Source organism: Rhodanobacter sp. C01 (genome assembly GCF_002001045.1).
Taxonomy (GTDB): Bacteria; Pseudomonadota; Gammaproteobacteria; order Xanthomonadales; family Rhodanobacteraceae; genus Rhodanobacter.
Genome location: NZ_MUNR01000011.1, coordinates 1 through 13,759 on the forward strand (window position 1 = coordinate 1; position 13,759 = coordinate 13,759).

The following is a 13,759-nucleotide window of genomic DNA, read 5'->3' on the forward strand; positions in this document are numbered from 1 at the left end:
GCCGTCATGGCGTAGTCCAGCTCAGCATCGTGCTGGGAACCGTAGAACCCAGCAAAGGGTAGGGCAGCAGTGAGCATCTGCATCACATCAGCCCTCTGCCGGCCATGCTGACGCACTCGGCACCCACCACGATGTGGTCCAGAATGCGCACGCCGACCAGCCTCAATGCGTCGCGGAGCTCGTGGGTAATTGCACGGTCTGCGGCACTAGGTTCCGCAACGCCGCTGGGGTGGTTGTGCGCGAGAATGGCGGCGCTGGCATTAATGCTCAACGCGGCCCGCACGACTTCCCGGGGATAGATGTTGGCGCCATCGACGGTGCCGGTGAAGAGTTTTTGGCAGTCGATGATGCGATGCCGGTTGTCCAGCCACAGGACGTGAAATTCTTCGTGTAACAGCGTACCTAGACGTATGCGCAGGAAGCTGGTGGCATCGGTCGGACTGTGGAGGCTGCCCTGACGTTCAAGCCTTCCTTTGAGAATGCCTTCGGCCGCGGCGAGCACGTCTTGCTCCGACGTTTCGCTGTCGAGTTTGTAGCGGGTGTAGGCCGTTGATCGAATAACTTTCATGAGTAGTCCTTGTGAGCGGCACAAACGCATAGCGCCCGGCCGTGAGGCCGGGCGCTATGCGCTGTCGCGAGAAAAGATGAAGAAAACGAGCTAATTCGAGCCGGGAAGGCTCGGTACAGCTGAGTCGTGTGGAGCTATGTCAGCGCCGGATCCGTCCGACTGGCATCAAAGACATAGCCGCAGGCTTGGCAGCGAAAGCTATCGGGCAGAACTTGGTCAATCGGCGCACCGATCACCGCACCTGCCGCACAGCCCGCAGCACCGCCGAGCAATCCGCCGAAGATCGCACTGGCAATGACACCCATGGGATCACCGCCCTTTGCCTCCGTCATGGCGCTGGAGGCCCCCTGGATAGCGCCAGCGACGCCACCGATGGCGGTCGCCGTGGTTTGCGCGCGGCGTCGAGGGACGACGAATGCGGTATGGCAGCGTGGGCACGACAGGGTCATGTGCGCGCTACCCCGGTGCGGGGAGCCACGCTAACCTTCCGGCCACCATTGTCGGCGACCAGGTAGCCGATCGAGAAGACGATGGCAAAAGCTACAAGGCATTCTAGAGCTGGAAAGTTGTACATCGCGGTATTCTCCACAGGGTAAGTGTTGGTGCCGACGAAATCGGCCCTTCTGCGAGAGCTATCCACTGCTCTCTATGGAGTGATATAGAGCTGAAATTGTTTTCAATAGACGGCGACTGCGCCCTGTAAAGTGCGCAGGCGCCAGGGTTCTTCCCTTCGCGGTTTCGCGCCAGTTCGCAGGGCCAGAACCCTCCATCAAGGATCCACTGGTAGTTATGAATCAAGCTTCCCTGTCCGCCCTGATCTGGTCCGTTGCCGATCTGCTGCGCGGTGACTACAAGCAGTCCGAATACGGCCGCGTGATCCTTCCGTTCACCGTGCTGCGCCGTCTGGACTGCGTGCTGGAACCGACCAAGAAGGCCGTGCTGGCCGAGTTCGAGGCCAAGACCAAGGCTGGCCTCAATCCCGAGCCGTTTCTTCTGCGCAAGGCGGGCAACAAGTCGTTCTTCAACGCATCGCCACTCGATCTGCCGCGCTTGCTGGGGGACCAGGACCATATCCGTCAGAACCTCTACGCCTATGTGCAGGGTTTCTCGCCGGAAGCGCGCGACATCTTCGAGCGCTTCGATTTCTATACCCAGGTCGAGCGGCTGGCCAAGGCCGATTTGCTGTTTCTGGTTACCGAGAAGTTCGCCAACATTGACCTGCATCCGGACACGGTCGACAACGCGCAGATGGGTCTGGTGTTCGAGGAGCTGATCCGCAAGTTCGCGGAAATCTCCAACGAAACCGCCGGTGAGCACTTCACCCCGCGCGAGGTGATCCGGCTGATGGTCAACCTCATCTTCATCGAAGACGATGACGTGCTGGCGCCCGGCAATGCCGTGGTGCGCACCATCTACGATCCGACCGCCGGCACCGGCGGCATGCTTTCGGTCTCGGCCGAGCACCTGCTGCTGCACAATCCCGATGCACGGCTCACCCTGTACGGACAGGAGTTGAACGACGAGTCCTACGCCATCTGCAAGGCCGACATGCTGATCCGCGGGCAGGACGTAGGCAACATGGTCGCCGGCAACACGCTCAGCGAGGACGGCCACAGCGGACGCAAGTTCGACTACATGCTGTCCAATCCACCGTTCGGCGTGGAGTGGAAAAAGGTCGAGAAGGTGGTGCGCAAGGAGCACGAGGAGAAAGGCTTCGACGGCCGCTTCGGCCCCGGCCTGCCGCGCGTATCCGATGGCTCCATGCTTTTTCTCATGCACCTGATCGCCAAGATGCGCCCGGCGGTAGACGGTGGCAGCCGATTCGGCATCGTGCTCAACGGCTCGCCGCTGTTTACCGGCGGCGCGGGCAGTGGCGAAAGCGAGATCCGCCGCTACGTGCTGGAGAACGACCTGGTGGAAGCCATCATCGGCCTGCCCACCGACATGTTCTACAACACCGGCATCGCCACCTACGTGTGGATCATCTCCAACAAGAAACCCGCCGACCGCAAGGGCTACCTGCAACTGATCGACGCCGGCAGCTTCTGGCAGAAGATGCGCAAGAGCCTCGGCAGCAAGCGCAAGCAGATGAGCGACGAACACATCGCCACCATCACCCGATTGTTCGGCGACTTCGCCGAAGCCGAACAGGCCACCGTGTTTGATGCCGCAGGCAAGGAAGTTAGCCGCCAGGTGATCGCCGCCGCCGAGTTCGCGCCCGAACCGCCTGAAGGCGGCAAGGTGAAGATCGCGCCGATCGCGCGCATCTTCAAGAACGAGGACTTCGGCTACACCACCCTCACCGTCGAACGCCCGCTGCGCGACGATCAGGGCAAGCTGGTGCTGGGCCAGAAAGGCAAACTCAAGGGCAAGCCGCAGCCGGACAGCTCACTGCGCGACACCGAGAACGTCCCGCTGGGCGAGGACATCAAGGCCTACTTCAAGCGCGAAGTGCTGCCGCACGCATCCGACGCATGGATCGACGAAGCCAAGAGCAAGGTCGGCTACGAGATCCCGTTCAACCGCCACTTCTACGTGTTCGAGCCGCCGCGTGATCTACACACCATCGACGAGGAGTTGAAGGGTGTGTCGGCTCGGATCATGGCGATGCTGGGGGAGTTGGCGGAATGAGTTTGCCTAGGTATGCGGAGTACAAAGACAGTGGGGTGGCTTGGTTGGGCGACGTGCCTTCGCATTGGCTTGTTACACCCGTTAAGCATTTGGGAAAGCTGAAGGGTGGTGCAGGATTTCCGCACGTCGAGCAGGGACATGAAACAGAAGAACTGCCGTTCCACAAGGTCAATGCGCTAGGTCGTGCTGGTAGCGATGGTGTGTTGCGGGGAAGCGAAAACAATATCTCCCGCGTGACTGCTGAGCGACTTGGAGCCTACATTTTCCCCGCGCACGCTTTGGTTTTCGCGAAAGTCGGTGCTGCGCTCTTGCTCGGAAGAATTCGAATTCTTGGTGAAGCAGCGTGCATCGACAACAACATGATGGGATTGGTCGTCAATAACGATGACGTGGATGTCGCATTTGTCAGTTATGCGCTCAATCTTGTTCGGTTCGATCTGATCGCAAATCCAGGTGCCGTTCCGTCTTTGAACGAGGGACAGATAGGGATTTTTCCGTTAGTGCTGCCAAGTCGGAGTGAGCAATCCGCCATCGCCGCATTCCTCGACCGCGAAACCGGCAAGATCGATGCGCTGATTGCCGAGCAGGAAAAGCTGCTGACCCTGCTGGCCGAAAAGCGCCAGGCCACCATCTCCCACGCCGTCACCCGCGGCCTCAGTCCCAACGCTCCGATGAAAGACTCCGGCGTGCGGTGGCTGGGCGAAGTGCCGGCGCATTGGGAAATTACTTCTTTGGGGCGCATTTCTGTAAGTCGATGCGATGGCCCATTCGGTTCCGGCATCAAGTCTGATCATTACACCGAAGAAGGCGCCCTTGTTGTACGACTTCAAAACATTCGCGCGTATGCCTTCAATATCGGCGAGCCCGTGTACTTGGATCGGGGATATTTCGAGACATCGCTAAGAGGGCATGAAGTTGTCGGAGGCGATTTACTTGTTGCCGGTTTAGGCGACGAAAATAACCTCCTCGGTCGCGCGTGCGTCGCTCCAGATGGGCTGGGAGCTGCCCTGGTCAAGGCAGACTGCTTTAGATTCCGGCTTCGCGAAGAAAAGGCGTTACCTCATTTCGTTGCAATGCAGTTGAGCGCCGGAGCCGCTTTTGATGCAGGAATAATGGCAACAGGTACTACGCGCTCTCGAATGCCTCTTGGTGTGATGGCGTCAAGAAAAGTCGCGCTCCCACCTTTGCATGAGCAGTCTGAAATCATTACCTTTGTCGACGCCAAGCTCAGCAAGTTCGATGTCCTAAAGGAAGAGGCAGAAATCGGCATTGCGCTCCTCAAAGATCGCCGCAGCGCCCTGATCGCTGCCATCGTCACGGGCAAGATCGACGTGACGGACATCGCATGATCCAGTACATCGCCGAAGCCCAAGGACTCTGGTACGAAGGAAGCCAATCGTGGTTGCGCCGGATTCAAGGCCATCCAATGGTTCTTCCCTTCGCAGTCATGGGAAAATCTGCAGGTCGAGAGCTGTTGTTCCTCGAAGACTATTTCAACTCTGCGACACGCATTCGCCGAGGACGGTTGTTTGAGAAGGACGATCGCAACAGTTGGCCTGCTAGTGTCGTTTCGCGTTTCCCTAATCGTGACCTACAGAACGCGGCAGATCTCTTCAACGTCAACCGTTCGTACAAGACGGCGGATGTCCAGATCGGGCCTGGGGATGAAATTGAACTCGGAGACAACGGCGCAACGTCACGCTGGATCGTTGTTCTATCAGAAAGAACGGGCCTTGAGGGGCACTATGTCACCATCAAGTCGAAAACGTTGTTCGGTGTGCTTCCTGAACTACTTCCAGATCAAATTCCGGAATCCAACAGGCGCGATGCCCTGAGCTCGTTGGATGCTGTTGTCGATGCGGCTTCAATTCAGGCGCCTCAGTCCGTCATTGATGCCTGCAGGAATGCGGCCTGCCATCTGATCAGCGCGAAGTTTCCTGTGTCCAACCCGGATGGCAAGGAGGATCTCGGCAAGCTGGTGGACTGGCTCACGCTAAATAAAAAGTTGTCGTGTAGCTCCGCCGGCAACCTGATCAACCGCCTTCACAGTCGGGCAAAAGCTAACGCCGCAGCTAGTCGTGGAACGCGACCAGTCTCGCGTTTGGACGCTGATCTGGCAGTGAGTGCACTTTCATTTTTACTTCAGGACTTTGGGTGGGGAAGGGAATGAGCGATATCCAGTTGTTCCGCCTGACCGGCGGCGATGCGGTGGAACTGTCCAGCCGCGCTGCGGCCATCGAGAAGGATCTGCAGTCGCTGATCGAGGCGCAGATGCCGACCTTCCTCGGCGTGCGTTTCCTCGCCAGCGAATACGCCACCGGCAAGACGCATCGTGGCCGTATCGATTCGCTGGGCCTGGACGAGAACGGCTGCCCGGTCATCATCGAATACAAGCGCCACAGCAACGAGAACGTGATGAGCCAGGGTCTGTTCTACCTGGACTGGCTGCTCGATCACCGCGCCGAGTTCCAATGGCTGGTGATGGAAAAGCTGGGCAAGGACGTGGCCAATGAGATCGACTGGACCGGCACCCGGCTGCTCTGCATCGCGGCCGACTTCACCCGCTACGACCAGCACGCCGTGCAGCAGATTCCGCGCAACATCGAACTGATCCGTTACAAGCTGTTCGGTGACGACTTGTTGCTGCTTGATCTGGTCAATGCGGTGACGGTGGATGACGCCACGACGGTCAAGGACAAGGTGGTGGATGGCACGTCGCCAGCCAAGGCCAAGCCGGTGGGCAAGGACAAGACGGCCGAGGAACAGCTGGAACATGCACAACCAGAAATTCGCGCCCTTTACGAAGTGCTGTCCAGCCAGTTGCTGGCGCTGGGCGACGACGTGCAGGAAAAGCACCTGAAACTGTATGTCGCATTCCGCCGGCTGAAGAACTTCGCCTGCGTGATTCCGTACAAGGACAAGCTGTTGGTCATGCTCAAGCTGAACCCCGATACGGTTGCGCTGGAAGCAGGCTTCAGCCGCGACGTGCGCAACATCGGTACCTGGGGCACGGGCGATCTCGAACTCTGCCTGCGAACGGTGGCTGATTTTGAACGAGCAAAGCCGCTGATTGAACGCAGCTACGGCGAGAGCTGAGGGGGGGATGAACTTGAACGGACGGACTATCTGGCAGCACGCTGCTGGTGATACGGATCGCGACTACGTAGATGTCTGCATCCAGAATGGCGTCATTCTTAATGGCCCGGGCCGCGCTGGACCGTGGCCTGCGCAGATGGATGAGGTCGTGGGAAAGAACAGACGGCCCAAGAAACTGAGTGATCTTCGGCGTTTCTGTGAAGACATGCGCGCCGGCGACGTGGTGGTTCTTCGTCTCGGCACAAAGCTGGTTCCGGCGGTAGGCGTGATCGTCGGCGATTACGAATGGAATGATGCTTTTGGTGATGTGGACGGCTGGGATCTGGAGCATGTCCGAAGAGTGAGGTGGGCCTGGGTTGGAGAGCAGCCAAAGGAGTTTGACGCCTACGCAATCAAGTGGGGTGATACCACGCAGCGTCTCAACCCCGGTGAGGTATGGGACTGGGTGGCAAGCTTGAAAGTAGATGAGCTGAAACCGCTGGACCTGCCTGAATTGCCAAGCCAAAAAGATGCAGGGGAGATCGGGTTTGATCGAATATCGGACTTTTTGTTCGACCGCGGAGTGGCCAGTGCATCCATTGCGTATTTAATGACTGAGATTGGGGAGCTGACGCGCATTGCGAGATGGTACGAGCGTTCAAGCAAGGATGGCTCCGACGGCGACCAACATCCTAATCGGCCTTCCGAACACGAGACAGTGGCTTATCTGGTTGTTCCGCTGCTTCGTGCGTTGGGGTGGACCCCGCAGCGCATGGCAGTGGAGTGGAACAAGGTGGATGTTGCCCTGTTTGAATCGCTGCCTCGTGCTGGTGACAATATGTCTGTCGTTGTTGAGGCCAAGAAGTTGGGGCGCGCATGCCTTGCCGCACGCCTTCAGGCAACCGGTTATGCGGATCAACGGGAAGGCTGCCTTCGATTGATCGTGACGGATGGGCTGCGTTACGGGGTTTATGTGAAGCAGTCCGATGGCAACTTCGGGTTGCATGCGTATCTCAACTTGACGCGCCTGAGGGATGGCTATCCTGCCTATCGATGCGGTGGTGCCGAGGATGCGATGTTGGCGATGTCTCCGGACTGGCGTGCGATCAATGACTCTGCACGCGATGGCGGTTGATATGGACGCGATACGCACATCAAAAAGGGAAGGGTGCGAATGAATCTTCATCGCGAGCATCATTTTGAGCGCGAGATCTGCGACTACCTCGCCGCTCACGGCTGGCTCTACGCCGAAAGCGACGCCGAGCACTACGACCGCAGCCACGGCCTGTATATGCCCGACCTACTGGCCTGGATCGAAGCGACCCAGCCGGACAGCTGGCAGCGCCTCACCAAGACTCACGGCCCGACCGTTGGCGAACGTATCGCCGAGCGGGTGCGCAAGAACCTCAACGAGCGCGGCACGCTGGAGGTGCTGCGCCGCGGTGTGGAGATGCTGGGGTTGAAGGAACCGCTGTCGCTGGTGCAGTTCAAGCCGGCGCTGGCGATCAACCCGGTGATCCAGCAGCACTATGCGGCCAACCGGCTGCGCGTGGTGCGACAGGTGCGGCACTCGCCGAACAACCCCAAGGACGCGCTGGACCTGGTGCTGTTCGTCAACGGCATCGCGGTGGCCACGTCGGAGCTGAAGTCCGACTTCACCCAGAGCGTCGGTGATGCGGTGGACCAGTACCGTTTCGACCGCCACCCGCAGCCCAAGGGCGGGCATGTCGAGCCGCTGCTGAGCTTTCCCAGCGGGGCGCTGGTGCATTTTGCGGTGAGCCAGTCCGAGGTGATGATGACCACGCGGCTGGCGGGGCCGGCCACACGCTTCCTGCCGTTCAATCGCGGCAACCACGGTGCAGCGGGCAACGCACCCAATCCGTACGGTTTTGCCACGGCCTATCTGTGGGAAGAGGTATGGGCACGCGACAGCTGGCTGGAAATTCTGGGGCGCTACCTGATCGGCAAGCGCGATGACAAGAAGCGGCTGACCCAAGTGATCTTTCCACGCTATCACCAGCTCGACGCGACGCGGAAGCTGGTGGCCGACGTGCTGGCGCAGGGCGCGGGCCAGCGCTATCTGATCCAGCATTCTGCCGGCTCGGGCAAGACCAACTCGATCGCCTGGAGCGCGCACTTCCTGGCCGACTTGCACGACGCTAGGCACAAGAAGTTGTTCGACAGCGTGCTGGTGGTGTCCGACCGCAACGTGCTCGATGCGCAGCTGCAGGAAGCGATCTTCGACTTCGAGCGCACCACCGGCGTGGTGGAGACGATCACCAGTGAGCACGGCAGCAAGAGCGCGCAGCTGGGTCAGGCGCTGAAGGACGGGAAGAAGATTATCGTCTGCACCATCCAGACCTTTCCGTTCGCGCTGCAGGCAGTGCAGGAACTGGCCGCGACCGAGGGCAAGTGTTTCGCGGTGATCGCCGATGAGGCGCACAGCTCGCAGACGGGCGAGGCCGCGGCCAAGCTCAAGCAACTGCTGAGTGCGGAGGAATGGGCCGAGCTGCAGGATGGCGGCGAGATCGACACCGAGGCCTTGCTGGCCGCCGGCATGGCTGCACGCGCCGGTGGCAACAAGGGTCTGACTTATGTGGCGTTCACCGCCACACCCAAGCAGAAGACGCTGGAGCTTTTCGGGCGGCCCGGTGAAGACGGCTTGCCGCAGCCGTTCCATGTGTACTCGATGCGCCAAGCGATCGAGGAAGGATTCATCCTCGACGTACTGGAGAACTACACGCCGTATAAGCTCGCCTTCCGTCTGGCCCACGACGGCAAGGATTACGACGAGACCGAGGTGGAACGCAGCGCGGCGATGAAGGGGATCATGCAGTGGGTTCGCCTGCACCCGTACAACATTGCCGCCAAGGTGCAGATCGTGGTGGAGCACTACCGCGAGAACGTGCAGTCACTGCTGGCCGGCAAGGCCAAGGCGATGGTGGTGGTCGCCAGCCGCAAGGAGGCGGTGCGCTGGCAAATGGCCATACGTGACTACATCGCCCGGCAGAATTATGCGCTGGGTGTGCTGGTGGCGTTCTCCGGCGAGGTGAATGATCCGGACAGCTACCCGCGGGCGGTGAGCGAGACAAGTGCGGACCTCAATCCCGGTTTGAAGGGCCGCGACATCCGCGATGCATTCGCCAGACCCGAGTATCACCTGCTGCTGGTCGCCAACAAGTTCCAGACCGGCTTCGACCAGCCGCTGCTGTGCGGCATGTACGTCGACAAGAAGCTCGGCGGCATCCAGGCAGTGCAGACGCTGTCGCGATTGAATCGCGCCCATCCGGGCAAGGACACGACCTACATCCTCGACTTCGTCAACGACGCCGCGGAAATCCTTACGGCGTTCAAGACCTACTATGCCACTGCCGAGTTGGAGGCGACCACCGATCCGCACCTAGTCTTCGACCTGCGCCAGAAGCTGGACGCCAGTGGGCACTACGACGACTTCGAGGTGGAGCGCGTCGCCAAGGTGGAGACTGACCCGAGCGGCACGCAAGCGCAGCTCAGCAGCGCCATCGCTCCCGTCGCGGATCGCCTGCTCAAGCGCTACAAGGCAGCGCAGCAGGCACGCTCCAGCGCGCTGGCCGATGGCGACGACAAGGCAGCCGAGGCCAACAAGGACGTGCTGGATGCGCTGGTATTGTTCAAGAACGACATGGGCGCCTACGTGCGGTTGTATGCGTTCCTGTCGCAGGTATTCGACTACGGCAACACCGACATCGAGAAGCGCTTCATTTTCTACAAGCGGCTGATCCCGTTGCTGGAGTTCGGGCGCGAGCGGGACACGGTCGATCTGTCCAAAGTCGTGCTGACCCACCACACCCTGCGCAGTGCAGGACGCCAGCCGATCAATCTCAAGGATGACGGCAAAGGCAGCTACAAACTGCCGCCGCTGGATGCCGTGGGAAGCGGTGCGGTACAGGACAAGCAGCAGGCCTTGCTGGCTGAGATCATCCAGAAGGTCAACGGCTTGTTCGAGGGGCAGCTTACCGACGGCGATCAGCTGCACTACGTCAATGGTGCCATCAAGGGCAAGCTGCTGGAAAACGAAACACTGATGCAACAAGCCAGCAGCAACAGCAAGGAGCAGTTTGCCAATTCACCGGATCTGAAAGATGCGTTGATGCACGCGATTATGGATGCCCTGGAAGCACACTCGACCATGAGCACCCAGGCGCTGGGCTCAGAGCGGGTGCGCGACGGGTTGAAGGACATCCTGCTGGGGCCAGCGCAGCTTTACGAAGCCTTGAGGGCCAGATCCGAAGCTCCCAATGGCTTAGCGTGACTGATCTTGGTTCGCAACATTCCTCGGAAATACAGGAGATCGGAGCCAAGCATGTCGCATCGGGGTGTTTAGAAATTCCCCGTATCGTCGGTTCCACCAGACGTTGCAGCGTCGGCAAACGCCTGACACCTGCCGAATGGGCCAGACTTGCGGGGCCTGGTCATCTTGCATCTATAGGACCGAGTAGCCAATTAGCTGCAGGCGCGCCGACCTGTAGGCCGTCCTTCTCCGAAATAGGTAGCAAATGGATTACCCCGCGGACCTACAGTGGCGATCCCAATCGTTCATCAACCTGGCGCGCCGAATTAGTAGGTCACCACGTTGATACGCAGCCTCTGACTTGTCCTTGAGTCGGTGCGCCATCGCCGCCTCGATCACTTCACGCGGGTGCTTCGTGGTTTCCGCGGCCCAGTCGCGGAACGTCGACCGAAAACCATGGGCAGTGATGTCAGGGTGCAAATCTTTGAGCAGATTCATCGCTGCGGCAGTGGTCAGAGGGCGATCTTTCACACCCGGAAACACGTGGCCGACGACGTGCAATAGCTTTCCCGTCGGTGCGCTTGGAATGAGCGACCGTAGCAGCCCCACCGCGGTCTGCGACAGCGGTACGCGGTGCTCTTTACCCGCTTTCATGCGCTCGGCGGGAATGATCCACGTGGCGGCGGGTACGTTGAATTCTTCCCATTGCGCACCGGCCGCCTCACCTGGCCGCGTCGCGGTGAGAATCTGCAGTTCAAGCGCCCGCGCAGATAGACCTTGGCGTAGACGCAACTTCGTCATGAACTGTGGGATGTCGGAGTAGGGAAGGGCGGCGCGGTGTTCCACCTTCTGAACCTTGCTGCGTTTGGGCAACAGTTGATCGAGATGGTTGCGCCATGCTGCGGGATTGTCGCCAGTCCGGAATTTCCGGACCGTTGCCCAAGCAAGAACCGACTCAATGCGACCGCGCACTCGGCTTGCGGTTTCGGTCTTCACTTTCCAGATCGGTTCCAGGCTCTTCATCACTAGGACGGTATCTATCGCGGCGACGTCCAGCGGCCACAGCAGAGTGCAGTATGTACGTAGGGTGGCATCCCATTGGCTAGCATGTTTGACGTTTTTCCAGCCGCTGCGATGCGCCTCTATGTACTTCTCGCAGCATTGGCCAAACGTCATTACGCGCGCGTCAGAGAGCTGCTTCCTCTGATGGGCTGCGTTTCGCTGCTCGATCGGATCGATTCCGTCTGCCAGGAGCTTTCGGCAACCGGTCGCACGGTCGCGTGCGTCACGTAGCCCGAAGGTGTTGAAGCTCCCCAAGCCCATTTCTCGGGTGCGACCGTTGACTTGGTAGCGGAACACCCATGATTTGGAGAGAGAAGGGGACACTTGCAGGTAGAGCCCGCCGCCATCACCTAGGTAGCCTGCGGTTTTGACCTTGCGGACCTTCAGATCGGACAATTTTTCGAATGCGCGTGCCATAAGCTACCCATGGTTCTACCCATGATAATACGCTGGATTTGATTGGATGGGTATGGACACGTTTGTACACGTATCCGCCTTAGATGGCGTAGCTAAGCCATTTCATTGTACTCGATTGGACACGGCTGAACTCTGGGTAGACAGACACTCTCTCCGCCAGAAAAGCAAAACGCCCCCGAGTGGGGCGTTTTGCTTTTCTAGTGGTGATGACTGGGTGAGAACCCACCCGGGTTCGACAATTTTGTCCGGAACAAAATTGGACAGCCAAAAGCTGGCCTCGTAGCGCGCAGCGCGAAGGGGTGAGGCTCAGGATGAGCCAAGCAATCCCGCCTGCCATGCTGCCGCGCGGGCCTATAACTTAAGTAAGTTGCTCTGACCCACTTATGTTTGCCTCGACGATAAGCGGCACAGCAACAGCCATGCCGATTCCCATGTGTAGTCAGGTCGTCGCTAGCGCGCCACTGCTAGCGCGCACCACCAGTTGGACCGGGCTGATGATGTAGCGTGCTGCCGACAGCGGTTCGTGCAGTCGTTGCAGGATCAGCTCCGCTGCTTGTCGCCCACGTTCGCGTGGAGCGACCGCCAGCGTGGTCAACGGAGGCATACCCAGCGCGGCTTCGGCGATGTTGTCGAAGCCGGTAAGCGCGAAGTCGTGGCCTGGTTGCATGCCGCGTTGACACAAGCCAAGCATCAGGCCGAGCGCTACCGCGTCGTTGTAGCAGACCGCTGCCGTCGGTGCGGGGCTGCCGGCAAACAAGGCGGGGCATTGCACTACTGCATCCACTCGGTTCGGTGCGCACTCGACGCGCCAGTGAGGCTTGATGCGCAAGCCAGCCACCCGCATCGCCTCGGTGTAACCGGCGAAGCGCTCGCGGCAGGAACTGGAGTCGCGATGGCCGCCGAAGAAGGCGATATGCCGATGGCCCAGCGTGATCAGGTGTTCGGTGGCGAGCCGGGCGCCGCGCCGGTTGTCCAGCATCAGCCGATCCCAATGCGCACTTTTTGGTGCGTTGCCGCCCAATTCGCGGTTGAACAGCAGCAACGGCGTCTGTGCGCCCACCGCCGCCAGAACGTGCGTGACATCGCTACCTTCGGCGGGCGACAGGATGATGCCTGCCGGCCCATGTTCTATCAGCGATCGAAGCACCGCCTGCTCGCGCTCGCTCGATTCGCCGGTGCTGCCAAGCAGTGTGACGTAACCGGCCTCGCCCAGCTTCTCATCGACCCCGGATGCGAATTCGGCGAAGAAAGGATTGGCCAGGTCGTTCAAGATCAACGCGATGCTGGATGAGGTGCGCCGGCGTAGGTTGGCCGCGGCGCGGTTGTAGACGTAGTCCTGCCGACGCAGTTCTTTTTCTACCTTGGCCTGGGTGAGTTTGTTCACCAGCGGGCTGCCGCGTAGTACCAGTGAGACGGTGGCCCGTGACACGCCACATCCAGCGGCGATATCGCTGAGTGTGGTCTTGCGATGGACAGGGGCAGTGCTTTCCATAGCCATGGTCGAATCTGGGATTGGAACGATCCAAATGTAACCGAAATTGGAACGTGTAATGGCATATTGCAACGCGGCATGCATCGTCACGAGGCGAATGCTAACGTGTGATATGGATCGATCTAAATCCTGGGGAGTAGTGAAACATTCCGTATCGCTCGCACTGGCGGTCCGGAGCCTGCCGGTGATGTTTGGGGCGGAACAAGACACATGACAACGCCGCTCCGGTGGAAGTCACTGTTGC

10 protein-coding genes are annotated in these 13,759 nt (G+C 59.7%); 6 read left to right on the top strand and 4 right to left on the bottom strand.

The window, feature by feature from the left end:
- Window positions 1-82: 82 nt before the first annotated feature.
- Both B0E50_RS09240 and B0E50_RS18275 read right to left on the bottom strand, forming a co-directional pair.
- The gene (locus B0E50_RS09240; protein WP_139350818.1) at window positions 83-568 is read right to left on the bottom strand and encodes a JAB domain-containing protein; all 486 of its coding nucleotides are present in this window, start codon (window positions 566-568) and stop codon (window positions 83-85) included.
- Window positions 569-702: 134 nt separating this feature from the next.
- On the bottom strand, window positions 703-1,017 hold the full coding sequence (locus B0E50_RS18275; RefSeq protein WP_217343267.1) for a hypothetical protein: 315 nt from the start codon (window positions 1,015-1,017) through the stop codon (window positions 703-705).
- A 340-nt stretch (window positions 1,018-1,357) separates the two neighbouring features.
- Here B0E50_RS18275 and B0E50_RS09245 point away from each other — a divergent pair, with 340 nt between their 5' ends.
- From B0E50_RS09245 to B0E50_RS09270, 6 genes are read left to right on the top strand one after another with little or no spacing between them, the layout of a single operon-like run.
- Window positions 1,358-3,199 (top strand): class I SAM-dependent DNA methyltransferase, encoded by a 1,842-nt coding sequence (locus tag B0E50_RS09245; protein WP_077440925.1) that lies wholly within the window; start codon window positions 1,358-1,360, stop codon window positions 3,197-3,199.
- Entirely contained in the window at window positions 3,196-4,548 is a 1,353-nt protein-coding gene (locus B0E50_RS09250; protein WP_077440926.1) for a restriction endonuclease subunit S, read from the top strand. Before B0E50_RS09245 ends, B0E50_RS09250 begins: the two co-directional genes overlap by 4 nt.
- The gene (locus tag B0E50_RS09255; protein WP_077440927.1) at window positions 4,545-5,369 is read left to right on the top strand and encodes a hypothetical protein; all 825 of its coding nucleotides are present in this window, start codon (window positions 4,545-4,547) and stop codon (window positions 5,367-5,369) included. The genes B0E50_RS09250 and B0E50_RS09255 overlap by 4 nt, the downstream gene beginning before the upstream one ends.
- Window positions 5,366-6,295 carry a DUF5655 domain-containing protein gene (locus B0E50_RS09260; RefSeq protein ID WP_077440928.1) on the top strand — a complete coding sequence of 310 codons (930 nt, stop codon included), beginning with the start codon at window positions 5,366-5,368 and terminating at the stop codon, window positions 6,293-6,295. The genes B0E50_RS09255 and B0E50_RS09260 overlap by 4 nt, the downstream gene beginning before the upstream one ends.
- A 7-nt stretch (window positions 6,296-6,302) precedes the next feature.
- Window positions 6,303-7,409, top strand: a complete 1,107-nt coding sequence (locus B0E50_RS09265; RefSeq protein WP_139350819.1) for a hypothetical protein — start codon at window positions 6,303-6,305, stop codon at window positions 7,407-7,409.
- A 39-nt stretch (window positions 7,410-7,448) separates the two neighbouring features.
- Complete coding sequence (locus B0E50_RS09270) at window positions 7,449-10,565, top strand: DEAD/DEAH box helicase family protein (RefSeq protein WP_077440930.1); 3,117 nt, start codon at window positions 7,449-7,451, stop codon at window positions 10,563-10,565.
- Between the two features lie 249 nt (window positions 10,566-10,814).
- Here the strand turns inward: B0E50_RS09270 and B0E50_RS09275 are convergent, their stop codons facing one another.
- Together B0E50_RS09275 and B0E50_RS09280 are read right to left on the bottom strand one after the other, a co-directional pair.
- Window positions 10,815-12,023 (bottom strand): site-specific integrase, encoded by a 1,209-nt coding sequence (locus tag B0E50_RS09275; protein WP_077440931.1) that lies wholly within the window; start codon window positions 12,021-12,023, stop codon window positions 10,815-10,817.
- A 439-nt stretch (window positions 12,024-12,462) separates the two neighbouring features.
- The gene (locus B0E50_RS09280) at window positions 12,463-13,515 is read right to left on the bottom strand and encodes a LacI family DNA-binding transcriptional regulator (RefSeq protein ID WP_139350841.1); all 1,053 of its coding nucleotides are present in this window, start codon (window positions 13,513-13,515) and stop codon (window positions 12,463-12,465) included.
- Window positions 13,516-13,759: the final 244 nt, after the last annotated feature.